The organism is Streptomyces nojiriensis, from assembly GCF_017639205.1.
In the GTDB taxonomy this organism is placed as follows: Bacteria; Actinomycetota; Actinomycetes; order Streptomycetales; family Streptomycetaceae; genus Streptomyces; species Streptomyces nojiriensis.
This window is the reverse complement of the sequence record NZ_CP071139.1, coordinates 7,793,243-7,816,819: the sequence shown is the minus strand read 5'-3', so window position 1 is coordinate 7,816,819 and position 23,577 is coordinate 7,793,243. Positions and strand designations below refer to the sequence as shown.

Here is a 23,577-nt window from a genome sequence, read left to right as displayed (position 1 = left end):
TTGTCCCGTGATGGGCTGAGGCGCTCATGGCCGCGGCGGTCGCCACAACGGCCCCGGCGCATTCACACCGCCGAGGCCGCCCTTTCGGGTCGTCGCACGTGAGAGTGTTCGACCCGAACCCAATACTACGACCATGGGGCAGTTCGAGCATTTCAGGCCGGGCTGTGAACAGTGCTGCCGACCAGGCGCCGTGGTCGCCTCGCGCGGCCGGCGCCTCGCCATTCATCGTCGGCAGGGGACGCTCCTGTCTCCGCCGTCCTGACGCGTTGCCCGAGGGGCTTGTCGGCCATGCTGATCGCGGCGGAGCCACGAGTTCGCGCGACGCGCGGCACGCCACAACGTCGGCGTCTTGGTCACGTCCTCCCCGGTACCGGAGGGTTCCACGACTAGCCTCCGCATCATGCTGCGTATTGCCGACACTCGCACCGGCCGCTTCGTGGAGATCCCCACAGGACGCCGCCACCTGCTGCGCATCTGCGTCCACCTGCCGGTCGCCGACGCCGGGATCGGCGCGGTGCACCTGCGAGCGCCCCTGGTCGGCGACCTACTGGCGCGCGCCGCGGAGCTTCACGGCCTGGAGTCCCTCACGGTCCTCACCACGCCGGACCTGCCGCAAGAGCAAGCCCGTGCGCTCGATCACGCCATGGCCGCTCTCGGTATCCACCCGCCTGCCACTGTCGGTGTTCACCAGGCGACCGAGACCCATTGCGCCGCTGCCGATGTGCACGTGGTCGAGTACGGAACCGCTGTGCAGGAGGCCGTCGGCGGGGTCCGGATCGACGTGAGCCCGGTCAGCCCGGCACCCCCAGACGGGGGCGTCCCGGAGGGGACCGATCCGCTGGTTGTGAGGATGCTGCTGCTCGGCCACGCCTACCGCACACCGGTCACGGTCACCAGCCCCGCGCTCGCAGAGGCCCTGCGGACGCTGACGCACTGGCGGCAGCAGGTGGCCCACTGGGCGCAGGAGCCGTCCAGGCCGATCCCTGCCGACTTCCTGCAACGGGCTCATGCCGCGCTCGCCGATGACCTCGGCGTCCCCGGCGTCCTGGACATGATGGCCGGCGTGGCAATGCGCGCCGATGTGCCGGCCGGAGCCAAATTCGAGACGTTCGCCTTTCTCGACCGCGTCCTCGGGCTGGACCTTGTGCGCGAGGTCGGCCACCAGCACCGGGAGACGCCATGAATTCGCGCGACTCCCGGCGCCTGGTCGTCCTGCGGCACGCCAAGTCCGCCTGGCCGGACGTGCCCGACTCCGAGCGGCCACTCGCCGCGCGCGGCCGCCGGGACGCCCCTGCGGCCGGCCGCTGGCTGCGCGAGGCCGACTGCGTTCCCGACTTGGTCGTGTGTTCCACCGCCTGCCGCACGCGCGAGACATGGGACCTCGTCGCGGCCGAGCTCGGCGCCGCCCCCGCACCGGTGATCTACGAGGCCCGCCTCTACGGGGCGAGCGCCGGGGAGTTGCTCGGGGTGGTACGGGAGATCCCCGCGCAGGTGCGGACGCTGATGCTGATCGGGCACAACCCCGGCGTACAGGAGCTGGTTCTGTCGCTTGCCGGTGAGGCGGACGGCTACGTGCTGCAGCAGACCCGTACGAAGTTCCCGACATCTGCGATCGCCGTGCTGCGCGTGCCAGGCTGGGCATCCCTCGAAGCGGGTGCCGCCCGGCTGACCGACATGGTCGTGCCCCGCGGCGCGAACCCCTGACCGGGGCGACGGCGCGTCGTGGCCGCGCACTGAGGCCCGGAAGGGTGCCGTCCCTGGGCTGGTGTCGTCCGCCAAACCGAAGCAACCTCAGCCGGGGCTTTGGTAGCCGAGGCTGCTGTGGAGTCGTCGGGTGTTGTACCAGCCTTCGATGTACTCGAAGAGCGCGGTTCTGGCAGCGGCGTGGGTGGGCCACGCGTGTCGGGTGACCAGTTCGTTCTTCAGGGTGCCGAAGAACGACTCGGCGACGGCGTTGTCCCAGCACACGCCGGTTCGTCCGACGGAGAGCCGGATGTCGTGGGCGGCTGCCCATGCGTTCGAAGACGCGGCTGGTGTACTGGACTCCACGATCGGAGTGGAAGATCACCACCTCGCGGGGGCGGTACCGACGCCAGGCGGCTTTAAGCGCGTCGACGGCCAGGGAGGCACCGAGGTGGTCGGCGGTGGCCCAGCCGAGGACCCTGCGGGTGGAGATGTCGATCACGGTGGCCAGGTAGAGCCAGCCCTGACCGGTGGGGATCTGGGTGATGTCGCCGCACCAGCGGCTTGCGGCCCTGTCACCTCGTCGCCGGCGATGTCTACCGGATCACCGAGCAGGTCAACCAGACCACCAAGACCTACGGCCGCCTCAAGGCCAGTGGGCCTGTTCCTGCTACGGTCGCCCGTTCGCCGAGGAGGTCGTGATGACTGGATCCCTGCCCATTGCCGCCCAGGTGGACCTGCGCCGCCAGCCAGTGGAAGACGTGCTGGCGCGAGTGGAACAGGCCCTGCACGTACGACTGGACCGGCATGCGCTGGTCCGCAAGCGCCGTTCCTTGGGCAGCCGTACGGAGCAGGGTACCTGGGTGCGCATCGAGCGACGGGGATTCGAGCGGATCGGCCCGCAGGGCTGGAACGGGACCGAGGCCGCAGCCGTGTTGCAAGGGGTCACGATGCCCGAGTGGTACCAAGGCGTGGCATGGCGCGAGCGCGGCGAGCCGGTCATGTGGCGTGCTGATGAGCTGGAGTTGATGACGTCGCCGTCTGTCGGAAGGAGCGCCCTGGTGCTCGATGACCCGGGCCTGCCGGATGCGTGGTGGGAAGCACTGAATGGTTCGCTGGACGCGCTTGCCGCACAGCGGACACCGCGGCTCGCGACCCCGGACACGGTGACGATCACGCAGGAGCAGGTGACCCAGACCCTAGCGGAGGCCTTCCCCGGCCTCGCCGACACAGAGATCGAGCGATGGGCGCCGGCTCATGCTGACCTGACTTGGGCCAACGTGATGGGACCGGAGTTCTCCATCATCGACTGGGAGGACTGGGGCATGGCGCCCCGGGGTTTGGACGCCGCAACGTTGTGGGGCAACGCCCTGGCTGTCCCGACGCTCGCGGACCGCGTCCGGCAGGAGCGACGAGCGGACCTCGAGAGCCGGGACGGCAAGCTGATGTCACTCTTCTTTCTCTCGAAGATCGTCGGATCCTCCTCCTACGAGGGAGATCCGCTGCTGGCGCCGGCCCGAAGTGAGGCCGAGCGCTTGGTGGGCGAGCTTCAGCCCACCCCAGGCAGGTGAAGATCAGCCGCACGCCTGCGCCGGTCCGCGGACAGCTGAAATGGTCACCGACCACGGGGTAGAGAGTCCCGGCCTCCACCGGGCCTGGCCCACGAATCAGTTCCTGAACCGAGTGGAGGTTGCCGCTTTGCCTGAGAAGGTTACGAAGGAGAAGGTCCTCGTCTACGTCGTCCGTGACGGACACCTGCTGGTGCTCCGCCACACCGACTACTCCTACGAGGAGGTCGGCATCCAGGTGCCCGCAGGCAGCGTCCGCCCCGGTGAGACGCCGGAAGCCGCCGCTCTGCGCGAGGCCCGCGAGGAGACCAGTCTGTCGGAATTCAAGATCGTCCGCAAGCTCGGCGAGACCGAGTACGACATCAGCCCGTACCGGTTCGAGATCCAGCACCGGCACGTCTTCCACCTGGAGCTCACCGAGCCGACCCCGGAGCGGTGGATGAGCCAGGAGGACCACGACGTCGAGCAGGAGCCAACCTACTTCGAGTGCTTCTGGATCCCGTTGGAGGCCGCGCACGTTCTCCAGTCCGGCCAGGGTGCGCTGCTGGGGCGTCTGTCCGACTAGAGCGTGTCTGACGGGTTGAGGTGCGCTACTGCGCCGTCTCGACCACTGATCCCGTGGACCGACACGGGACCAGGTCGAGCGCAGCGCTGACCATCGAGCTGGACCGCGGCGCGATGCGGCTCCGGCCAGGGATACAGTGCTCGGGCACATCACTCACAGGTTCCTCGATTGGTCCTGAGCGCACCACCTCTGACTGGCCGGCACCCAGCACCTCGGTCATGCCGAGGCCTGGTGGCGCGATTCAATGTGCGGCCGCTCCGGCGTAGGCCCCTTGCACGGTGACGGCCAGGTCCTCGGGGTGCGGGATACTGCCCTCAGGCAGCCAACAACCACGCCCGTCCCAATCCGAGCAGCTCACAGCGACCAGCAGCGCGCACCGTGGCGCCGTCGGGGCCGACGCACCTCGGCGTTGGTCCCGACGGCAATCCACAAAGACGGACAGCTACTTCGCAGCCTCTGCCCGAAGGGCGCCGACGCCGATGGCGCCCCGGAGGACGTGGGCGATCTCCTCGGGCTTGAGGTCGATGCCGTCGAGCCCCTCGACGGTCAGCGGGATTTCCTCCAGCGCGTATTCACCGCGGCCCTCGGCGCTGAACTCGGGACCGGTGCGGTCGTCGAAGGACCAGGTGGCGATGCGGGCGAGGTAGAAGAGCTGACGCTCCTCGTCGGACTCCATCGTGTGGAGGAGCCGGACGATGTCGGCCTTCCCCGCGATCTCCTCGTGGATCTCCCGGTGAAGGGCGGCCTCCCGGGACTCGTCGCTGGGTTCGACACCACCACCGGGCAGGACCCAGTACACCGGGATGCCGGGCTTGGTGCGACGGATGACCAGCATCGTGTCGTCAGCGGTGACGAGGACGGCGCGGACTCGTTCGATCATTTCGGTCTGTCTCCTTGCTTGTTGACGGTCTCAGTGCAGCAGCCAGCCACCGTCGACGTGGATGGATTGGCCAGTGATGAACGAGGCGGAGGGGCCCACGAGGAATACCACCAGGGCCGCGACGTCTTCGGGCCGGCCACGGCGGGGGACGCACTGGCGCTTGATCTGGTCCTCCGGGCGCGCGAGGTGCTGGGCGGGGATGGCGTTTTCGGCCTCGACCTGGATGGCGCCGGGCATGACCGTGTTGACGCAGACCCCGTACGGGCCCAGTTCGCGGGCGAGAGAGCGGGTCAGGCCTAGGGCGTGTCCGCAATGTCAGCCGGGGAGCCATAGCCGCAGGCAGGCGAGGGTGACCAGGGCTTTGTAGTGGCGGGCTCGTTTGTCGTAGCGGGTGGCGAGGGCCTTGTTCTGCTTGAGCCGGTTGAAGCAGCGTTCGACGACGTTGCGGCGCCGGTAGACCTCACGGTCGAGACGGCACAGGCTCTCTCCGCGTCGACGCCGTCCGCTGATCTGGTCGACGCGTTTGGGGATGGTGCAGGCGATGCCGCGTTTGCGCAGGTAGGAGCGGATCTTGCGGGATGAGTAGCCCTTGTCGCCGACCACCCGTTCCGGTCGGGTCCGGGGCCGACCCGGCCCGCACCGCTTGATGCGGATGCGGGCCATGACCGGCTCGAACTGCGTGCAGTCGTTCACGTTCCCGCCGGTGAGCGTGAACGCGAGAGGGCGGCCCCGGCCGTCGCAGGCGAGGTGGATCTTGGTGCTCAGTCCGCCTCGGGACCGGCCGAGTGCCTCACCGGTCCAGGGCCCCCTTTTCGGGCTCCGGCAGCGTGCTGGTGGGCCCGCACGATCGTCGAGTCGACGCAGACGACCGACCAGTCGACTTCGCCGATCGCATCCGAGTGCTGCTGGACGTGGGCCAGGAGCCGGTCCCAGGTTCCGTCCGCCGACCAGCGGCGGAACCGTTCGTAGACCGTCTTCCACGGCCCATACCGTTCGGGCAGGTCCCGCCAGGCAGCACCCGTGGACAGCTTCCACAGGATGCCGTTGAGGACCTGCCGCCGGTCCCGCACCGGACGTCCCATCCGGGGCGGAGCCAGTAACGGTCCGATGATTTCCCAGGCCTGATCGGTCAGTTCATGACGTCGCACCACGAACGGAGTAACGACCGATCGACATTGCGGACACGCCCTAGTAGCCCGGCCTTTGCGGTGCTGTACGCGACGAGGTTCGTTCGGCCGGCGCGGGCGTTGACGCTGCCGATGTTCACGATCCGGCCCCAGCGGCGTTCGACCATGCCGGGGGTCACGGCCTGGCAGGTGCGGTAGTGGGCGGTGAGGTTCACGTCGAGGGAGTAGCTCCAGGCGGCCTCGTCGGTGTCCTGCCAGTGGACGCGGGGGTAGGAGCTGACGTTGTCGACCAGGATATCGATGGGGCCGATCTCGGCACGGACGAGGTCGACCATGGTCTGGACGGCGCCGGGATCGGCGAGGTCGGCGTTCGCCGCGATCCCGGGGCTGCGGTCTCGCTCGAAGGCGGCGAGGAGGGCGTGGGCATCGGGGTCTTGGCCGAGGTGGTTGACCGCGACGGTCGCGCCGGCAGCAGCGAGCGCGCGTCCGATCTCGGCACCGATGCCAGTGGCCCCGCCGGTGACGAGGGCGGTGCGGCCCTGGAGCGGTCGGGTCTGGAGAGGGGTCTCAAGCAGGGGCAGGGACATTGCTGCTCCGTTCGCCAGAGTTGCGGTGAGGGGCCTGTGTCGTCGTGAAAAAGGTGCCGATCGCCGTGAGCGGGTCCTGGCTCTCGGCGAGGTTGATCAGTACGAGCAGGAGGTCGTGTCCGGTCAGCCGGGAGGCCGGGATCACCCCGAGGATCCGCAGGGCGAGGAACGCGCGGATCTCCTCCAGACCGCTGCCGCCCTCGCCACGAAGGCCGCCCAGGGCCCGGGTGACGGCCGCACTACGACCGGGGCCGGTGTCCCAGAAGTACCGGACGTCGATGTGCCGCCTGCCCTCGTTCAGCTCCAGGTGTTCGATTCGCGGGCGGGTCAGGGGCGGCAGGGCGAGGCGGAGGCTGCGGGCGTAGACGTCGGGCTGGTAGCGGGGGACGAGCCAGCCGCCCAGGGCCATCAGGTACCAGATCAGGTTGGCGGCCTCGCCCGCTGCGGTGTTGCGTCCGGCGAATTCGAAGTCGAGCCAGCACAGCGGGTCGGCGATGTTGGGCTCTGTGGTGTCGCCTTGGGTCAGACCAGCGAGCCAGAGGCGGTCGGGAGCCAGGGAGTGGCGGAGGCTGTCGATGGTGTCGGCGACGTTCAAGGTGAGCCGCCTGCCGTTGGCGGTGATGGTGTAGTCGGCCAGCTCCCGGAGGGTGACGGTCATGTGGGTGTGGGGCAGGGCGATCGGCAGGTCACGGCGCAGGTACCAGCGGTCCAACCGGCCGCCGGGGCGGATCCGGTCCAGGTAGAGGTCCGGAACGCAGTCGGCCAGCGGCACGCGCTTACCGGTCTCCTCGGCCGCCGCCCGCAGGTCAGCGCAGACGCCGTCCACCAGGCGGTCCAAGCGGGGCAGCACGGCCGGGTCCCGGTCGGCCAGGGCGATGACGTCGCCCATCAGCACCTCGCACCGGCCGGTGGCGAAGACGTCCTCGTAGGCGAGGAGGCGCCTGTCCGGTAACGCGACCTCCCCGTGAAGGGCCGGAACCGAAATGCGCGAGGCGAGCCGCGTCCATCCCTTCACCTCGGCTTCGGCCTGCTCACGGGTCCCCACTGGTTTGGGGAAGGTGCCCACTGTCGCCGTGGCCCGCCTGGTACTCGCGCTCACTGCTTCTCCGCGGGGATGGTGTCCAGCCAGCTCTGGAGAACGAGGGTCGCGAGCGTTTCTGCGGCGGGCCGCTCGGGGCGGGCTGCGGTGATCGCACTCGTGTCCTGCCGTTTGGCGTCAAGGAGGACGGCGAGGGCGTCGCCGTCGGAGGGGCACTCGATCCCACTGAAGCGGAGCTGGATCTTCGCGAGCAGCGCGGTGACCTTGTAGAGGTCGCGGAGGTCGGGTGCTCCCTTGAGGAGCTGGCGGCGGATCTCGATGGCGGCCTGGATGCTCAGTCAACCTCCACAGCGTCGAGATCAGCGACGGACCTCGGCACTGCACGCTGGACTGGGAGCAAGCTGACTCGAGTCCACGTCCGGAACTGCAAGCTGATGGGCGCCGCCCTGGACGGCTTGGTGCTCGATGACGTGCTGTTCGAGGGTTGCAAGTTCGACTTTGCCACCTTCCAGAAGGTCCGCGTCGCCGGCCCTATGGCCTTCATCGGCTGCTTCTCACAGAGGCCACGTTCTCCGACTGCGACCTGTCCGACGTCGTGTTCACCGACTGCACGCTCCGGCACACCGAGTTCGGCACGGGCCGCTACCGCAACACCGACATGCGCGAGAACGATCTGTCGGCAATCCGCGGCGTCGCGAACCTCGCCAAGGTGCGCATCGACCGCGGCCAGAAGTCCGACCTCGCCGAAGCCCTTGTGAGCGAACTCGACATCACCATCGGGGACGTCTGACCCAGGAGGACCCGTGCCCCTGCACATTGCCGCCGGCGACCCGTCCGCCCTCCGCGCCCGCTGCGAAATCGCCACCGTCCGGACCACCCGCCCCGGACCCTGATTGCCCCTGAAAGCCGCGAGCGCTTGCGACAGCACGTCGGGCAGGAAAACCTGGCGAATCCCAGGCCAAAGGTGCCGTATGGTGGAGGCATCGACGCGGGGTGGAGCAGCTCGGTAGCTCGCTGGGCTCATAACCCAGAGGTCGCAGGTTCAAATCCTGTCCCCGCTACTGCTCAGAAGGGCCCGGATCCCGTACAGGATCCGGGCCCTTCTGCTGTACACGGCGCCGACGTTCTCCGGGTACGCGCTACGCCCTTCATACCCCCCCTGCCTTCCGAGCACGGCAGGCGGAACGCAAGCAGCGCTACTCGTACGTGTTCTTGCGCAGGGCGCGGTGTCGGCGGTCTCCCTGGCCGGCTCCGTTCACCGCTGTGAGTGACGGGAGCGCCGCTCCGTTGTTCCACAGGCCGAGGTGGTCACGGTGGACGGCGACGACAGCGTTCTGCACGGCGCAGCGTTCGGCGGGGCCGCTGAAGTACGTGGTGGTGACGAAGACGGCGACCTCGGCTTTGAAGTGCACTTGCGAGCCGAGGAGGTTGCGGACCTCTCCGTTGGAGATCTTTCGCTTCGGGTGGTAGCGCTTGCACTGGATCACCATGGTGCGGCCGTCGGGCAGGCGTCCGCGTACGTCGGCGCCGTCGTCACCCGTGCGGCCGACGCGGCGGACTTCCGTACATCCGTCCCGCCTGCAGAGATCGGCCACAAAATCCTCGAACTGTGTGCCGTCCATCAGGTCCACCTCGGCAAGCGTTCGATGGCCGACGTTGACCGCGTCCTCGTGACGCCACCGCCGGTCACTGCCCCGGATGAGACGGTCCGTCCTCCACAGCCACCAAGTGCCACCACCGACAGCCCCAAGCAGCAACAGTCCGAGCAGGTATGGCCAGATGGCCGACCAGAACGTCAGGAGCAACGCCAGGACCGCGACGCCGGCCCATGCGCCCGCCTTGAGCCGAGCCTCCCGACGCTTCCGTGATGCCGACCGGCGCCTCTTGCGTACCGCCACCCAATACCTCCCCATCTCCGATCAGCAGTCTGGGCAAGGCGACGCGTGCCAGTAAGGGCGCCCGTCGGCCATGGCTCGATCCCTGCGGGCCGCCCACTAGACGGGCCGGGCGCGTGCATAACGACGACCCGGATGTCCCCGCGGCCGAGGCCGGGGAATGCCGATGGTCATCCTCTCGGGCCGTTGCCCGTACCGGACGAGTCCCGAATGCAACGCCGCCGTCGACGTAGCACAGGTCAACGCCTGACTGGTCGGCCCCCACCCAAGGGTGGGGGCCGACATCGGCGATGTGCGCGCTTACGCCCTTCATGCGCCCCTACTCCCCCACGTAGCTTGCGACGTTGGCCTGTATCACCCGTACGAACGTAGGGGGAAAGCAGCTTGAAGCGAGCAGACGTGCTGAGGGATCTCGCGCAGCCGTGGAACGTGGCCGTTCACTCGACATCGGATCTCGCGGGCAGCGTTGCGAAAGCCGCGACCGCGGACGACAAGGCCAAGCGGGAGAAGGGCCAGGCCCCTCTCCGCCGCAAACCAGAACTCCGGCCCCTACCCATCAAGCCACTCGGCATCTCGCTCCAACTCACCCCCTGGGACGTCCTGCACTCCCTGGGCCGGGCCAACGTCCTCGCCCGCCAAGGCGCGGGGCGAGGGCTCGCCGAGCACTGGGCCAGCCTGAAGTACTGCCAGGCCCTCACCGGCAACGACGGCCGCTACATGGCGCTCTCCACCGAGGGCCGCAACCCCAGGCGCCACTACGCCGCCACTCAGTCGGGCGAGCTCGGCATCGGCTTCGCGCTGGCACTCGCCCGACGCGTACTCGCGGCGCAGTACCCGGACCACTCGGTCTCGGTCATCGACGCCGAGATAGCCATGCGGGCCGGCTGGACGCTGACGGGCAAGGAAGCCGGGCGCAGCAGCGCCCCGCGCCGGCCGGCCTTCTTCCTGGAGGTGTGGAAGCCCGGTGAGCCGTCCCGGGTCATCCCGGTCACGTGCAAGGGCACCCACGGCCATGCCACGCAGGTACACAAGCAGCTCGCCACGGCCTCCGCCGACGTAGAGGGCATCCACATCGGCCCGTACAACGAGACGCCGACCTTCGTCTTCGGCACCACGCTCCCCAAGAAGAGCGAGAGCATCACTCTCTACCTGCTCCAGGCTCCGGGCGACGGCACCCTCTGGGGTGCGAAGGACCTCCGCCTCGACCCTCCGGTCGAGGACCGCAGCATCGCCCCTGGCATCGACGCCCCCACCGACCCGCACGAGGAACCGCCGGTCGGCTACCACGTGCGTCCCGAGGAGTGCAGCTGGTTCGGCCGGGTGCTCGCCCAGGCCGACGCCGCGGGCTTGATGGCCTTCACCGGAGGCGGCGAACCCACTGCTCAGTACCTGACCAAGCGCCAGGGCAAGGGCCATTTCGAGGCCTTCACCCACGCCGGAACGGGCATCGTCCAAGACGTCACCCACACCATCCATGGCAAGAAGTTCGTGGGTACCGACCACGTCTTCCGCCTCAACGGCGTCCGGGTGGAGGCCTTCTCCGGCCTCGCGGAAGACCTCTTCGACCACCTCCGCGACGGTAGGGTCGAGCAGTACCGCCACGAGGTACATACCCTCCGCGACTCCTGGGACTCCGACCCCTGGGACGCCAATTGGCGCGGCCCCGTCTCCCTCCACCCCGACGGCACCGTCATGGCCCTGCGCCGCCTCCGCCTCAGCTGACCGCAACCACCGTTCAGCCTTCGGGGAGCGGGACAACTCCCCGAAGGCCTCGGAGCGAAGTAGGACCAGGCGTGGATTACTTCCGGCCATTGTTGTCCGCACGCAGCCGAACACAGCTGGACTGAGGCGGACACAGGCGGACACAGCGAGACGGGTTCTGCGGGGTTGCGCCTGGCCGGTCTGCATCCGCCCCTTGTTTTGCCTGGAGCGAGGTGCGCAACACTTCACAGCATGCCGAGCTTTCAGCAGAGGAAGGCCGTGGGGGACGCCCACGAGCAGCGCATCGCCGAGGAACTGACCGCGCGCGGATGGGCGGTCAACCCGTGGGGTCAATGAGTCCTCACCCACCCTGTTCAAGCCGCACTCCGAGGGACGGACAGCTCCCTTCGGTGGACTCCCGACCTCCATGCTGCCAAGGAGGGCCACATGACCAGTCGGGCGACGCACCGCCACGCCATCGAAAGCGCCGCGGTCCGCGCACACCTCCAGCTCGTCGCGTGGACCGTGCTGCCCCTCTACTACGTGTTCGGCAGCCTCGACGTCCTCACCCCGTACGACGCCCTCGCCGCTGGACAGACCGGCCCCCACTCGATCGCAGGTTCAGGGGCGCCGTACCTGCTCGTGCCTACGACACGCTGTCGCACCTTCGACTCCACGTTCGGCCCGCGGAGGCGGCCGCCCGTCGCGAGCGACGCCGCCTGAACCCAGCACCCCGCCAGACCCGCTGCTCGGTACAACATGCTGTACCGAGCAGCGCCGGGCCTCGAACGCCACCGAGAGCCCCATGGCGGGACGCCAGCAAACCTGACGAACTCTCACCAAAGTCAGCATTGGGTCAGCATTGGTCCTGGCAAAGCTGACCCCAGCTGGTCATACCTGGGAAACGTCGAGGGCCCGGAGACGGCCTCTCGGAGCACGCCGTCGCTCGCCCCGCCGGAACGGTCTCCGCACGGGATACGGCCTCTCCGCGGCTGATGTCGGCCGGTCGACCTACTGCGGAAAAGCGCAGGTCAGCGCATCCGTCCGCGCGCTTTCAGGGGCCCCGGCGGGAGCTGCGGGGCGGGGATCGGAGGGCCGTCGTAGCCCTTCACTTCGCCGTAGCGGGTGCCCTCCATCCAGTCCTTGCGGAACTGGACGATCTCCTCGTTGCTCCGGCCGATCCAGTTCCAGAACATCACGATCTCCTCCTCGAACGGCTCGCCGCCCAGGAGCATCAGGCCCGCGTCCGAGGTCGCCCGCAGGGGGAGTTCGGTGCGGCCGCAGCCGAGGTAGAGCATCGAGCCCGGGAGGACCGGGACGCCGTCCACGTGGGCCTCGCCCGACATCGACAGGACCGCGTACTCGAAGTCCGGGTCGAGGGGGAGGCGGGTTTCCGTGCCCGCCGCGAGGGCGAGGTCCGCGCCGACGATGGGGGTGTACGCCGTCCCGGGCGAGGTCGCCGTGTCCAGGCTGCCCAGGATCACCGTCGCCGTCAGCCCCGGGGCCGTCACCCGCGGGAGGTCGGCGTGGTGCTGGAAGTGCGGTTCGACGTCGCGGTGGGCGTCCGGCAGGGCCACCCACAGCTGGGCGCCGTGCAGGAAGCGGGCGTGCGGGCGCGGGCTCTCCTCCGAGTGGCTGATGCCGCGGCCGGAGGTCATCAGGCCCAGCTCCCGGGGCCGGATCGTCTCCAGGCTGCCGACGCTGTCGCGGTGCAGCACCTCGCCCTCGTGCAGCCAGCTCACCGTCTGGAGCCCGGAGTGCGGGTGCGGTGCGACCTGCATGCCGGGCTCGTCGGCGATGTCGTCCGGGCCGTAGTGGTCCACGAAGCACCAGGCGCCCACCATGCGGCGACCCAGGTTGGGCAGGAGCCGGCGGACCTCGGTGGACTCTCCGAGCCTGACCGTGCGCGGGCTGAGGAGCTCGCGCACCGGTTCGGCCACGACGAAGCCGCGGCCGCCGCACGCGGAGAGAGCGGGCTGGCGATCGAGATTGCTCATGCGGACAACCTAGCCCCGAGGGGGTGCCGGTGGAGAGCGGAATGTTCCACGGCCGGGGTGTGTTGGAGGCAGCGGACAGATCACCTGAACGGCGGAAGGGACGCGATGAACGCGCCGACGACGTACTTCGAGCACGGGACGGCAGCCGAGCGCTGGGCGCGCGCCCAGCTCTTCTTCGACGCGAAGGAGTACGCGACGGCCGCCCGCATCCTGGAGACGCTGGCGGGCGAGACCCCCGAGCAGCTGGCGCCGCGGCTGCTGCTGGCCCGCGCCTACTACCACTCCGCCCAGCTCTCCCGCGCCGAGCGCGAGCTCCGCGCCATCCTGGAGCGCTGGCCGGTGGAGGACTACGCACAGCTGATGCTCGGTCGCACCCTGGAGCGCCTCGGCCGGGCCACCGAGGCCCGCCCCTACCTGCGGATGGCGGCCGCCATGGCCGGCGAGTTCCCCGAGTAGCGTGCCGCCCGGCCCCGCGCATGCGGGGTCGGGCCTTCGGCTCGGATAGCCTGGGCCCCATATGAACCACCTCACCACACCCTTCGGCTCCTACGAGCTCACCCGCTTCCCCGAGGACCCGCGCGACCGGCTCCGCGCCTGGGACGCCGCCGACGAGTACCTGCTGCGCCACCTCGACTCCGGTACCGGGGAACGCGGGCCGGTGGACCTGGCCGCCGCCGGCCGGATCGTCGTGCTCGGGGACCGCTGGGGGACGCTGACGACGGCGCTCGCCGCGTACCACCCGACGCAGATCACCGACTCCGCCCTCACCCGCGCCGCCACCGCCGCGAACCTGGACCGGGCCGGCATCGGGACGTCCAAGTCGACGGTGACCCTGCTGACCACCCAGGACCCGCCGCCCGAGCGGATCGACGTCCTGCTGGTGCGCGTGCCCAAGAGCCTGGCGCTGCTGGAGGACCAGCTGTACCGGCTGGCCCCGCACGTGCACGCGGGCACCGTCGTCGTCGGCACCGGCATGGTCAAGGAGATCCACACCTCCACGCTGCGCCTCTTCGAGAAGATCCTCGGCCCTACGAAGACCTCGCTCGCGGAGAAGAAGGCCCGGCTGATCTTCTGCACGCCGGGCACCCCCGGGGCGACCCGTCCCGCGTCCGCCGGGCCCTGGCCGCTGACGTACACGGTGGACGAGGACGCCGGGTCGGCCTCCGGCCTGTCCGTCGTCAACCACGCCGGGATCTTCTGCGCCGACCGGCTCGACGTCGGCACCCGCTTCTTCCTGCAGAACCTGCCGACCAACACCGACGGTGCCCGGGTCGTGGACCTCGGCTGCGGGAACGGCGTCGTCGGCACGGCCGTCCAGGTCCACGACCCGGACGCCGAGGTCGTGTTCACGGACGAGTCCTACCAGGCGGTCGAATCCGCGCGGGCGACCTACCGGGCGAACATCCGCGAGGGCCGGCGCACCGCCGAGTTCCACGTGGGCGACGGGGTCGCGATGCTCTCCCCCGGCTCGGTGGACCTGGTGCTCAGCAACCCGCCCTTCCACTCCCACCAGGCCACGACGGACGCGACGGCGCTGCGGATGTTCGCGCAGTCGCGCAAGGTGCTGCGGCCGGGCGGCGAGCTGTGGATCGTCGCCAACCGGCACATGGGCTACCACACCCATCTGCGCCGGCTGTTCGGCAACAGCGAAGTGGTCGCGAGCGAGCCGAAGTTCGTGGTCCTGCGGGCGGTCAAGCAGGATCGTCCGAGGCCGATGTGACCTTCCGGTAGCTCCTACACTCTGGCGCGTGAGCAGCCAGGTGGAGGACGGAAGCGAGAGCGGCGGCGGGAGCGGCGGCGGGAGCGGCGGGCGCTACCGCCGCGAGGACGTGGCCCGCGCGGCCGGCGTCAAGGTGCGCAACCTGCGCTACTACCAGGAGCGCGGGCTGCTGCCGCCGCCACGCCGGGAGGGCCGGATCGCCTGGTACTCCGACGATCACCTGACCCGGCTGCGCCTGATCAGCGATCTGCTGGGGCGCGGCTACACGGTCAACGGCATCGCCGAGCTCCTGCACGCCTGGGAACAGGGCGGCGGCCTGTCCCAACTGCTGGGCCTGGAACGGGAGATGACCCGGGACTGGGTCCAGGAGGAGCCGGTGACGCTGACCCGGGGCGACCTGCGGGAGCTGTTCGGTCCGACGGCGACCGCCGCGGACACCCGGCGGGCGGCGGAGCTCGGCTACGTGACCATCGACGGGGACCTGGTCACGTACCCGAACCGCCGGCTGCTGGAGTCGACGCTGGCGCTGGTGCGGCAGGGGGTGCCGCTCGCCGAGATCCTGGATGCCGGGGAGTTCGTACAGGCGCAGGCGGCAGCGGTCGCGGACCGGTTCGTGGGGCTCTTCCGGCGGTACGTGATCGACGCCGCGGGCGTGGACGGCTCGGCGGGACGGGCGGGACCGGCGGGACCGGAAGGCCTGGAGCGGCTTTCGGCCACACAGCTGCAGCACATCACGGCGGCGGTGGCGGCTCTGCGGCCGGTGGCCGGTGAGGTGGTGGCCACGGAGTTCGCGCGGGCGATGGCCCGGCGGGTGGACACGGAGGTCGCCGAACTGCTGCGTACGGAGCAGTAGGAGTCGGCTCAAAGGGTGCACTCGCACAACCTTGCCAACCCCCATTGGCACTCTTACATTCAACTCGTCGGTAACAACGGTGCACAGCCGAAATAAGGGACGCTCCCATGACCGGTTCCCCGCATTTATCCGACCCTTCCGACGATGACTCCGGCCGTGTCCGCTGGCGCCGGTTCGCCGTCCTGACCATCCCCGCCGTGGCCGTGACCGCCGGCCTCGGCATCGCCCTCGCCCAGGGCGTGCTGGCCGCCTCGTTCGCCGTGTCGGGACAGCAGTTCAAGGTGTCGGCGAGCAGCCTGGAGGGCGAGGGCTTCGCCCAGTACGGCAGCGTGGACGTCAATGCGCGCCAGGAGCTCATCCCGGTGGCCGTCACCGCCATCCGGGAGGCCAAGCTCCACAGCCTCTGCCAGTCCGTGGTCACCTCGCTCCCGGTGATCGGGGACATCTCGCTCAACCTCACCGCCGGACGCAAGACCCCGGTCGAGGCGAGCAACCTCTTCGTCGACGCCACCCAGCTCGCGGGCGACGCCGTCTTCAGCAACATCGAGATCGGGCGCGACGCCTCCACCCTCGACAAGGGCCCGGCCGAGGCCCAGGGAATGCAGGACCTCTTCGCCCAGCAGGCCGACACGGTCAGCATCACCGATCTCCAGCAGACGGCGTGGGCGACGAACGCCGGCACCTTCAAGCTCTCCGGGCTCAGCATGGACGTCAGCAAGGGCAAGAAGGAATGCTTCTGAACCTGTTGCGGCGCTGGCGGCGGTGGCGGCGCAGCAGGCCTTTCTGGGGAGGGCTGTTCGCGGTCCTGGCCGGGTCGTGGATCTGCGTCCTGCCGCTGGCACCGCTGAAGATCATGCTCCAGCAGGGGGTGGCAGGGATCCCGTCCGTCCTGATGGGCGTCGTGATGATCGTGCTCGGGCTCACCGCCTGGTTCTCTCCCCCTCAGCGTTCTCTCGCGGGTGTCCTCACCACCCTGATCGCCACCGCCGCTCTGGTCCTGTCGAACCTCGGCGGGTTCCTGATCGGCACCCTGCTCGGCATCCTCGGCGGCGGCCTGATGTTCGCCTGGCAGCCGCGCGCCGCCCGGCGTACCGACAACGCCGACAACGCCGACAAGGCCGAAGAAGCGGAGTCCGTCGTGGCCGCACCCCCTCCCCCCACCCCGCACCACGATCCCCAAGGAGCACAGCCATGAGCCGTACGCGCACCGCGCTCGCCCTCGGGACGGCCGTCGCCGGAGCCATCGCGCTCGCCTCGGTCACCGCATCCGCCGCCCCCTTACCGCTGGCCGGGTCGACCACCGTCACCCCGGCCGGGCACGCGTTCAAGGCCACCCTCAGCGGGAAGGCCACCCTCAAGGCCGGTTCGGTCACCGTGACCTGTACGGTCTCCGTCGCCACCGGCAGCGTGCCGGGAGCCCCCGGCAACAGCAATCCGGCCGGGCCCGTGTCCTCGCCGATCTCGGCGCCCACGTACAGCTCGTGCACCTCGAGCATGTGGGGAGTGACGCCCACGGTCACCACCGGCGGCGCCTGGTCGGTGTCGATGCAGGACGGCGCCCCGGTCACCGCCACCATGGGCCTGCCGGTCGGCGGTCTGGTGGTCCAGACGAGCGGGCTCGCCTCCTGTACGGTCACCGCCGCCCCCACCGCCCCGGCGAACGTCGGCGGTACCTGGGTCAACGGTGCTCCGTCGACGCTGACCTTCACGAACGTCTCCGTACCGGTCACCGTCACCGGCGGGTTCGGCTGCCCGACGAGCGCGACCACCTCCACCTTCAACGCGGTCTACAAGGTGACCGACACCACCGACCCGGCGCAGCAGATCACCGTCGGTCCCTGACCGCCGCCGGTCCCCGGCCGCAGGCCCCGTTCGAGCCCGCCCGGCCCCGGAGTGTCCGGCGCCGGGCGGGTCGCGGGGTGAGCGACCGTCACTTCTCGCCGCCGGCCCGGCCGATCGCCCCATGCGGAAAATGCGTTGCCGCCACCGCCGCGGACGGGCCAAGCTCGCCGTCATGTCCCAGAGCCCCGAGCACCAGTCGTCGCAGTCCGCCGACGCCACCGCCGCCGCCTCCGACCCGCGCCCGCGCCCGCGCCCGCGCCCGCCACGACGGGACGTCCACGACCTCTTCTCCGGCGGCCGCCTCACCGTGATCCCGCGCAAGGTCGCCCGGCACGAGCAGTTGCTCGCCCACCTCACGGAGACCCTGTTCGCGGTGGACCGGGAGTACACGGAGCCCGAGGTGAACGACGCGCTGCGCACCGTGCACGAGGACTGCTCGGCGCTGCGGCGCTATCTGATCACCTCGGGCCGCCTCACGCGGACCCCTGACGGACGTACCTACCGGCGGGCGGCGACCACTCGGTAGTGGGTCGTCAGCCGGCCGTCGTCACCGAGCACGTGGAAGGCCACGGCCGGCGGCTCGTCGAGGTGCACGTGCTCGGAGGACCCGGTCGGCGCCTCCCACGGCAGCCGGAGCGTGGAGACCACCCCGGGCGCGACCAGCACCGGCCGGCCCGCGAAGGTGGTGGCCGCGGCGGTGTGCGCGTGCCCGCACAGGAAAGCGGTCAGGTGCGGGTGGCGCTCGACGAGGGCGGCCAGCCGCTCCTCCCCGAACTGGCGGATCTCGTCCACGTACGGGGTCTGCAGCGGCACCGGCGGGTGGTGGAAGGCGACCAGGACCGGGACCTGCGGCGGGGTGTCGGTCAGTACGCCGTCCAGCCAGGCCAGGGTGGACTCCCCCAGGAAGCCGTGGTGCTCGCCGGGAACGGACGAGTCGCACACGGCGAGGACGAAGCCCTCGCCGCGCAGCACCTGGTCGACGGGCCCGGTGGAGCCGGACCCCTCCCCCAGCAGGCCGCGGCGGAAGGCGGCGCGCTCGTCGTGGTTGCCGGGGCAGACCACCATGGGGTGGCGCGAGCGCAGCAGTTTCGCGGCCTCCTCGTACTCGGCGTCCTCGGCGTGGTCGGCTATGTCCCCGCTCACGAGTACGGCGTCCAAGTCGTGGGGAAGGGCGTCGAGATACTCCATGACGGCGCGGGTGCGGTCGGCCGCGCGCCGGTCACCGTCGAGATGGACGTCGCTGAGGTGGGCGATCACGATCACGTGCGGTGTCTCCTTCGTCTCTGGTCAAGAGAGGTAACGGACACCCATTCAACACGCCGAACCACCGCCCACCCGCTGCACATTACCGACCCCCGCCCGACCGTCAGCCGGTGCTGCGCTGCCGTGCGCGGCGCATCAGCGCCCACCCGGCCGCCGTGAGCACGACGGCGCTGCCGGCGAGGGAGGCCACCGACACTCCGGTGGAGGCGAGCGCGCCGCCGCCCGGAGCGCTGTGATCGCCGCCGCCGACCGTGGCACCGGCCGAACCGCCGCCGCCGCTCCCGGGGGTGCCTGAAGTACCGGAAGCACCAGAAGTGCCGCCGGAGTCGCCCGCACCGCCCGAACCGCCGTCGGAGCCGCCGGCCGCGCTCCCGGCCGAGCCGGTGGAGCCCGTCCCGCCGGTGCCCCCGGTCGTGGCGGAGCCGCCGTCGCCGCTGCCGCCCGTCGTGGTGTGCGGGATGGTGACGGTGAGCGTGGCGGCAGCGCTACGGCCCACACCGGCCTCGTTGGCGAACTCCGCCCGGTAGCGGCGGCCGCTGTCGGAGAGGGCCGCCGTGAACGTGTACGTCGGCGAGGTGGCGCCCGCCACGGCCTGCCAGGTCCGGCCCGCGTCCGTACTGACCTGCCAGGCGACGGTGGGCCGCGGGGTCCCCTCGGCCTCCGCCGTGAGCGAGACCTCGGTGCCGGCCGTGACCGACCGGTCCGCGGGCCCCCGGGTGACGCGCGGGGAGGTGGACCGCTCCAGCCGGATGATCCTGGCGGCGACCGGGTCCGATACGAAGACGGCCGCGCCACCGGGCTCGACGGCTACGGCCGCGCTGCCCGACTGCACGTGGGTCCCGGGGAGTACGACCGGCTTCACGGCCTCTTGGAGGTCACGGGTGCGGTGGACGGTGAGCGCTCCGTCGTTGTCGCTGCCGGGCTGCGAGGTGTCCCCCGCGTCCTGCCACACGACGAACGCCTCGTGCGTGGTGGCGTCGAAAACCGCCGCGCGGGGCATGTCGGTGCCCGTGCCCCGCAGGGTGCCCAGCCGCTTGCCCGTCGCGTCGTGGACGACGACGGCGGAGTCCAGCCCGACCCACACCGCGCCGGTCTCGGGGTCCACCTCCGTGAACCCGCCGAACCCCTCGCCGGCCGGGAGTTCGACGGTCGCGGCGACCTGGAAGGTGGCCGCGTCGATCCGGTACATCCGGCGGTTGCCGATGTCCGTGAACCAGACCGTGCCGCGCGCCGCGTCGACCGCGAACCCGTCCCCGCCCTCCAGCGTGACGGAGCGCTTCACGGCGGCGGTCGCGATGTCGACCTCGGACAGTACGGGGCCCTGCGCGACCAGCACCGTCGAGGGGGTGAGCCCGGCGGTGGCGTGGGTGACGGCCGCACCCGGCACCCACGCGCCCGCCGCGGCGGCGTCGCCGTCCTTCGCGCTGCCGATGCCGCGCAGCGGATAGAGGAAGACCGCCCCGTCACCGGGCAGCGGCGCGAGCAGCTGCCGCACCGCCCGCCGTCCGAGCGTGCCGGTGGGCCCGGGAGCCTGCCCGACGGTGCTGCGCACCTTGCCGTCGGCGGGATCCAGGACGTGCAGTCCGCTCTCGTTGACGTCGGCGGTCTCGGGCAGGTCGTCCGAACCGACGTACAGCTTCTTCGACTCCGGGTGCAGCAGCAGGTCACGGGGTTTGCCCGCCGTGGCGAACCGCGCCACCGACCGGTACGCGACGGTGCCCTGCGGTACGTCGGCCCCCTCGCCCCCGGCCGCCGATACGGGACTTCCGGTGGCGGCCGAGGCCAGTACGAGCGCGAGCGCGGCGGAGGCGGCGCCCGCACGACCGGGGGTGAGGGGATGTCGGGGTGTCATGGCTTCCTCGTCGGCGGGTCGGGGAATCGGTCCCTGAGCTGGGTCAGTTGAAGGTGACCGGGACGTGGACGTCGTACTTGCGGTTCGAGGAGTTGAAGTGGTCGGCGCGCGTGACGATGGCGCACTCGACCGTCTCGCCGCAGATCTGGCCGCCGCCGAGGTCGGCCTTGACGTGGATGGTGACGCTGAAGGTGCCGCCCGTACCGAACTTGGAGGTGTTGGCCAGGGTCCCGCCGAAGACGTTGTTGACCCAGTGCGAGGCCCCGGTGGTGCCCGACTGGTCCGAACCGCCCAGGCAGGGGGTGGGCTTGCTCGCACCCGGCGCCCCGCTCACCGCACAGAGGCTCACGTATATGCCCCTGGAGGTGTTGTAGCCGCTGCCGGTGACCGTGACGTTCTGACCGGCGGCCGCGGCGGCGGAGGGCGCGGTGAGGCTGAGGTTGTAGGTGGTCCCGCCGTCGGTGACCGTACGCGTCGAGGTGGCGGCCGAGGCGGAGCCGGCCGCGCCGGCGGCGAGCGCGACGGCGGCGGAGGCGGCGACGGCCGCGCGGGCGGCGGTACGGGGCAGGGAGGCAGCACGCATCACTGGAACACCTTTCAGGCACAGGAAGTCGTAAAACTGAGGTAAGGCTAACCTAATTTCGATCAAGGTTGTACGCCTACTTCACGCCATCTCCCGCTCCGTGGCGGCCGGTCAACTCAGGTCCTCTGAAAACCGATCCGGGGATCCGGAGGGAACGGGGGCAACGCGGAACGGCCCGACCGCGCCGTGCGGCGCGGTCGGGCCGTGTCCGGGAGGCCCGCGGGGGCCGACCCTCACCCCCGGTAGGTCTCCAGCAGCCGCAGCCAGACCTCGCTGATGGTCGGGAACGACGGCACCGCATGCCACAGACGCTGGATCGGGACCTCCCCCGCGACCGCGATGGTGGCCGCGTGGATCATCTCCGCCGCGCCGGGACCGACGAAGGTCACCCCGAGGAGGACCTCGCGGTCGAGGTCCACGATCATTCGGGCCCGGCCCGTGTAGCCGTCGGCGTACAGACCGGCGCCCGAGACCTTGGACATGTCGTAGTCGACCGCGCGCACCCGGTGCCCGGCCCGTTCGGCCTCGGCCAGGGTCAGGCCGACGGCGGCGGCCTCCGGATCGGTGAAGACCGCCTGCGGGAGGGCGCGGGTGTCGGCGGTCGGCGTGTGCGCGCCCCAGGGCGCGGTGTCCAGCGGGGTGCCGGCCGCGCGGGCGGCGATCACGGCGCCCGCGATCCGCGCCTGGTACTTGCCCTGGTGGGTGAGGAGCACGCGGTGGTTGACGTCCCCGACGGCGTAGAGCCAGTCGTGCCCGGGCACCCGGCAGGTGTCGTCCACGTCGATCCACCGGCCGGCGGGCAGGCCGACGGTGTCCAGCCCGATGTCCTCGGTCCGCGGCGCCCGGCCGGTCGCCATCAGCAGCTCGTCGCCCTCCAGCGTCTCGCCGCCCTCCAGGACCACGCTGACCGGGCCCGTCGAGCCGTCCCGTACGACCGCCTCGACCGAGACCCCCGTACGGACCACGGCCCCGGCCTCGCGCAGCGCGTCGGCGACCAGCTCCCCCGCGAAGGGCTCCATCCGCGGCAGCAGCCCGGAGCCGCGTGCGAGAACGGTGACCTGCGAGCCGAGGGCCTGCCAGGCGGTGGCCATCTCGGCGGCCACGACCGACCCGCCCACGATCAGCAGCCGGCCGGGGGCCTCCTGCGCGGAGGTCGCCTCACGGCTGGTCCAGGGGCGGGCCCCGGCGATCCCCGGGAGGTCCGGGATCACCGCCCGGGTGCCGGTGGCGACGACCACCGCGTGCCGGGCCGAGAGGATGTGGTGCTCGCCCTCGGGGCTGGTGACGGCGACCTTGCGGACCCCGTAGAGCCGGCCGTGGCCCCGGTAGACGTGGGCGCCGATCGAGTCGATCCAGTCGATCTGGCCCTGGTCCTTCCAGTCGCCGGTCCAGTAGTTGCGGTGCGCGAGCACCGCCGCCGTGTCCAGGGGGCCCTGGACCGCGCCGGCCAGGCCCGGCACCCGGCGGGCGTCGGCCCGGGCCAGCGCCGGGCGCAGGAGCGCCTTGCTCGGTACGCAGGCCCAGTACGAGCACTCGCCGCCCACCAGTTCGCTCTCGACGAGCGCCGTACTGAGCCCGGCGGCGCGGGTCCGGTCGACGATGTTCTCACCGGCCGGGCCTCCACCGAGGACCACCACGTCGTACTCCACCGCTTCCGACACAGACACCTTCCAAGGTTCCAGAGGGTCCACCAGGACCCATGGGAATCCCGGTCAGGGGCTGATATCCCGTCACTCTACGTGTGGTCCGCGAGACATGCCCGGGATGGCGGGCGGCTTCGGCGTGGTGACGCCGCCGCGTCGGCCGTGCCGACCGGGGCGGGTCACTTGCCGACCGACCGCCAGATGTGGTCGGGCAGTTCGCGGGCGGCCTCCTCCAGGTCGACGTCTCCCACGGTGAGCCAGCGCCGGACGACGGCGACCACCGGGCCCATCGCGAGGGATTCGATCAAAGGGGCGGAGAGTGCGGCGAGTTCGCCCGATTCCTGGTGCGCGTGGATCCAGAGGGTGATCGGCGTCAGCCGGGCCTCCTGGGTGTCACGGATCTCGCGCGCATGGGCCATGCCCAGGCGGTCCGCGGTGACGGAGTGGATGAGGCGGGCCGCGTCGGGACGGGCCTGTACGAAGTCCAGGTAGGCCAGGACGACGGCCCGGATGCCGGAGCGGGCGTCGGCCGCCTGGAGCAGCGCTGTCCCCAGTTCCTTCAGGAGCTGCTCCAGGGCCCCCAGCGCGAGTGCGGCGACCACCCCGTCCAGGCTGCCGAAGTGGTGGTAGATGCTGCCGGAACTGACCCCGCTGGCGCTGGTGATGGCTCCGAGGGTGAGACCCGCTTCCCCGGACGAGGCGTAGAGGCCCAGCGCCGCGTCCAGTACCTGTTCGACAGTGGCTTCGCCGCGTTGTTGCTTCGGCATCGGGCAGGCGTC

26 protein-coding genes, 1 tRNA gene and 2 pseudogenes are annotated in these 23,577 nt (G+C 70.8%); 15 read left to right on the top strand and 14 right to left on the bottom strand.

Translation table 11 applies throughout. From position 1 onward, the window contains the following. The first annotated feature begins 400 nt into the window (after positions 1 to 400). Both JYK04_RS35950 and JYK04_RS35945 read left to right on the top strand, forming a co-directional pair. On the top strand, positions 401 to 1,183 hold the full coding sequence (locus JYK04_RS35950; protein ID WP_189747933.1) for a cysteine--tRNA ligase: 783 nt from the start codon (positions 401 to 403) through the stop codon (positions 1,181 to 1,183). Then, positions 1,180 to 1,704: a SixA phosphatase family protein gene (locus JYK04_RS35945; protein WP_189747934.1), complete on the top strand. Its 525-nt coding sequence runs from the start codon at positions 1,180 to 1,182 to the stop codon at positions 1,702 to 1,704. The genes JYK04_RS35950 and JYK04_RS35945 overlap by 4 nt, the downstream gene beginning before the upstream one ends. An 87-nt stretch (positions 1,705 to 1,791) precedes the next feature. On the opposite strand, the gene JYK04_RS42455 is transcribed toward JYK04_RS35945, so the two are convergent. Both JYK04_RS42455 and JYK04_RS42450 read right to left on the bottom strand, forming a co-directional pair. After that, the gene (locus JYK04_RS42455; RefSeq protein ID WP_189747936.1) at positions 1,792 to 2,049 is read right to left on the bottom strand and encodes an integrase core domain-containing protein; all 258 of its coding nucleotides are present in this window, start codon (positions 2,047 to 2,049) and stop codon (positions 1,792 to 1,794) included. A 22-nt stretch (positions 2,050 to 2,071) separates the two neighbouring features. Next, positions 2,072 to 2,221, bottom strand: a pseudogene (locus JYK04_RS42450) (DDE-type integrase/transposase/recombinase); the annotation flags it as partial. A gap of 163 nt (positions 2,222 to 2,384) precedes the next feature. Here JYK04_RS42450 and JYK04_RS35930 point away from each other — a divergent pair. Both JYK04_RS35930 and JYK04_RS35925 read left to right on the top strand, forming a co-directional pair. Beyond that, the gene (locus JYK04_RS35930) at positions 2,385 to 3,254 is read left to right on the top strand and encodes a phosphotransferase (protein ID WP_189747938.1); all 870 of its coding nucleotides are present in this window, start codon (positions 2,385 to 2,387) and stop codon (positions 3,252 to 3,254) included. Positions 3,255 to 3,381: 127 nt separating this feature from the next. After that, complete coding sequence (locus tag JYK04_RS35925; protein ID WP_189747940.1) at positions 3,382 to 3,816, top strand: NUDIX hydrolase; 435 nt, start codon at positions 3,382 to 3,384, stop codon at positions 3,814 to 3,816. A 442-nt stretch (positions 3,817 to 4,258) separates the two neighbouring features. On the opposite strand, the gene JYK04_RS35920 is transcribed toward JYK04_RS35925, so the two are convergent. The 5 genes and pseudogenes from JYK04_RS35920 to JYK04_RS35900 form a co-directional block, all read right to left on the bottom strand. Then, entirely contained in the window at positions 4,259 to 4,696 is a 438-nt protein-coding gene (locus JYK04_RS35920; RefSeq protein ID WP_189747942.1) for an NUDIX hydrolase, read from the bottom strand. A gap of 30 nt (positions 4,697 to 4,726) precedes the next feature. Further along, on the bottom strand, positions 4,727 to 4,990 hold the full coding sequence (locus JYK04_RS35915; RefSeq protein WP_268254190.1) for an SDR family oxidoreductase: 264 nt from the start codon (positions 4,988 to 4,990) through the stop codon (positions 4,727 to 4,729). 21 nt (positions 4,991 to 5,011) lie between these two features. Then, a pseudogene (locus tag JYK04_RS35910) lies at positions 5,012 to 5,844 on the bottom strand (IS5 family transposase). Next, complete coding sequence (locus tag JYK04_RS35905; protein ID WP_229875974.1) at positions 5,826 to 6,410, bottom strand: SDR family NAD(P)-dependent oxidoreductase; 585 nt, start codon at positions 6,408 to 6,410, stop codon at positions 5,826 to 5,828. The pseudogene JYK04_RS35910 and the gene JYK04_RS35905 overlap by 19 nt, the downstream one beginning before the upstream one ends. After that, positions 6,391 to 7,509 carry a hypothetical protein gene (locus tag JYK04_RS35900; RefSeq protein WP_189741447.1) on the bottom strand — a complete coding sequence of 373 codons (1,119 nt, stop codon included), beginning with the start codon at positions 7,507 to 7,509 and terminating at the stop codon, positions 6,391 to 6,393. Before JYK04_RS35900 ends, JYK04_RS35905 begins: the two co-directional genes overlap by 20 nt. 424 nt (positions 7,510 to 7,933) lie before the next feature. Between JYK04_RS35900 and JYK04_RS42015 the strand changes: the two genes are divergently transcribed. Further along, positions 7,934 to 8,239, top strand: coding sequence for a pentapeptide repeat-containing protein (locus JYK04_RS42015; protein ID WP_189741450.1), 306 nt, complete (start codon positions 7,934 to 7,936; stop codon positions 8,237 to 8,239). A gap of 197 nt (positions 8,240 to 8,436) precedes the next feature. Further along, a tRNA-Met gene (locus JYK04_RS35890) sits at positions 8,437 to 8,510 on the top strand. 135 nt (positions 8,511 to 8,645) lie between these two features. Here JYK04_RS35890 and JYK04_RS41605 read toward each other — a convergent pair. Next, positions 8,646 to 9,071, bottom strand: coding sequence for a restriction endonuclease (locus JYK04_RS41605; RefSeq protein ID WP_229875987.1), 426 nt, complete (start codon positions 9,069 to 9,071; stop codon positions 8,646 to 8,648). Positions 9,072 to 9,728: 657 nt separating this feature from the next. Here JYK04_RS41605 and JYK04_RS35880 point away from each other — a divergent pair. Together JYK04_RS35880 and JYK04_RS41600 are read left to right on the top strand one after the other, a co-directional pair. Next, complete coding sequence (locus tag JYK04_RS35880) at positions 9,729 to 11,066, top strand: hypothetical protein (RefSeq protein WP_189741456.1); 1,338 nt, start codon at positions 9,729 to 9,731, stop codon at positions 11,064 to 11,066. Positions 11,067 to 11,492: 426 nt separating this feature from the next. After that, positions 11,493 to 11,768, top strand: a complete 276-nt coding sequence (locus tag JYK04_RS41600) for a hypothetical protein (RefSeq protein ID WP_229875989.1) — start codon at positions 11,493 to 11,495, stop codon at positions 11,766 to 11,768. Between the two features lie 308 nt (positions 11,769 to 12,076). Here JYK04_RS41600 and JYK04_RS35870 read toward each other — a convergent pair whose 3' ends face one another. Beyond that, positions 12,077 to 13,042 carry a pirin family protein gene (locus tag JYK04_RS35870; RefSeq protein WP_189741459.1) on the bottom strand — a complete coding sequence of 322 codons (966 nt, stop codon included), beginning with the start codon at positions 13,040 to 13,042 and terminating at the stop codon, positions 12,077 to 12,079. 105 nt (positions 13,043 to 13,147) lie between these two features. Here JYK04_RS35870 and JYK04_RS35865 point away from each other — a divergent pair, with 105 nt between their 5' ends. The 7 genes from JYK04_RS35865 (at position 13,148) to JYK04_RS35835 (ending at position 17,983) form a co-directional block, all read left to right on the top strand. Then, entirely contained in the window at positions 13,148 to 13,498 is a 351-nt protein-coding gene (locus JYK04_RS35865) for a tetratricopeptide repeat protein (protein WP_189741462.1), read from the top strand. A gap of 61 nt (positions 13,499 to 13,559) precedes the next feature. Further along, positions 13,560 to 14,762, top strand: a complete 1,203-nt coding sequence (locus tag JYK04_RS35860) for a methyltransferase (RefSeq protein ID WP_189741466.1) — start codon at positions 13,560 to 13,562, stop codon at positions 14,760 to 14,762. 28 nt (positions 14,763 to 14,790) lie between these two features. Beyond that, positions 14,791 to 15,615: a MerR family transcriptional regulator gene (locus JYK04_RS42010; RefSeq protein ID WP_268254157.1), complete on the top strand. Its 825-nt coding sequence runs from the start codon at positions 14,791 to 14,793 to the stop codon at positions 15,613 to 15,615. A 107-nt stretch (positions 15,616 to 15,722) separates the two neighbouring features. Further along, positions 15,723 to 16,355 (top strand): DUF6230 family protein, encoded by a 633-nt coding sequence (locus JYK04_RS35850; protein WP_189741469.1) that lies wholly within the window; start codon positions 15,723 to 15,725, stop codon positions 16,353 to 16,355. Beyond that, the gene (locus JYK04_RS35845) at positions 16,346 to 16,810 is read left to right on the top strand and encodes a DUF6114 domain-containing protein (protein ID WP_189741472.1); all 465 of its coding nucleotides are present in this window, start codon (positions 16,346 to 16,348) and stop codon (positions 16,808 to 16,810) included. The genes JYK04_RS35850 and JYK04_RS35845 overlap by 10 nt, the downstream gene beginning before the upstream one ends. Then, positions 16,807 to 17,457, top strand: a complete 651-nt coding sequence (locus JYK04_RS35840) for a hypothetical protein (RefSeq protein WP_189741475.1) — start codon at positions 16,807 to 16,809, stop codon at positions 17,455 to 17,457. Before JYK04_RS35845 ends, JYK04_RS35840 begins: the two co-directional genes overlap by 4 nt. 172 nt (positions 17,458 to 17,629) lie before the next feature. Then, positions 17,630 to 17,983 carry a DUF2087 domain-containing protein gene (locus tag JYK04_RS35835; RefSeq protein ID WP_189741479.1) on the top strand — a complete coding sequence of 118 codons (354 nt, stop codon included), beginning with the start codon at positions 17,630 to 17,632 and terminating at the stop codon, positions 17,981 to 17,983. On the opposite strand, the gene JYK04_RS35830 is transcribed toward JYK04_RS35835, so the two are convergent. The 5 genes from JYK04_RS35830 to JYK04_RS35810 form a co-directional block, all read right to left on the bottom strand. Then, entirely contained in the window at positions 17,956 to 18,720 is a 765-nt protein-coding gene (locus JYK04_RS35830) for a metallophosphoesterase (protein ID WP_189741482.1), read from the bottom strand. The two genes, JYK04_RS35835 and JYK04_RS35830, sit on opposite strands and share 28 nt — an antisense overlap. A gap of 103 nt (positions 18,721 to 18,823) precedes the next feature. After that, the gene (locus tag JYK04_RS35825; RefSeq protein WP_189741485.1) at positions 18,824 to 20,572 is read right to left on the bottom strand and encodes an immunoglobulin domain-containing protein; all 1,749 of its coding nucleotides are present in this window, start codon (positions 20,570 to 20,572) and stop codon (positions 18,824 to 18,826) included. Positions 20,573 to 20,615: 43 nt separating this feature from the next. Further along, complete coding sequence (locus tag JYK04_RS35820; RefSeq protein WP_189741488.1) at positions 20,616 to 21,155, bottom strand: hypothetical protein; 540 nt, start codon at positions 21,153 to 21,155, stop codon at positions 20,616 to 20,618. 233 nt (positions 21,156 to 21,388) lie between these two features. Continuing rightward, entirely contained in the window at positions 21,389 to 22,816 is a 1,428-nt protein-coding gene (locus JYK04_RS35815; RefSeq protein ID WP_373297471.1) for a dihydrolipoyl dehydrogenase family protein, read from the bottom strand. 161 nt (positions 22,817 to 22,977) lie between these two features. Beyond that, entirely contained in the window at positions 22,978 to 23,565 is a 588-nt protein-coding gene (locus tag JYK04_RS35810) for a TetR/AcrR family transcriptional regulator (RefSeq protein WP_189741492.1), read from the bottom strand. Between the last annotated feature and the right edge of the window lie 12 nt (positions 23,566 to 23,577).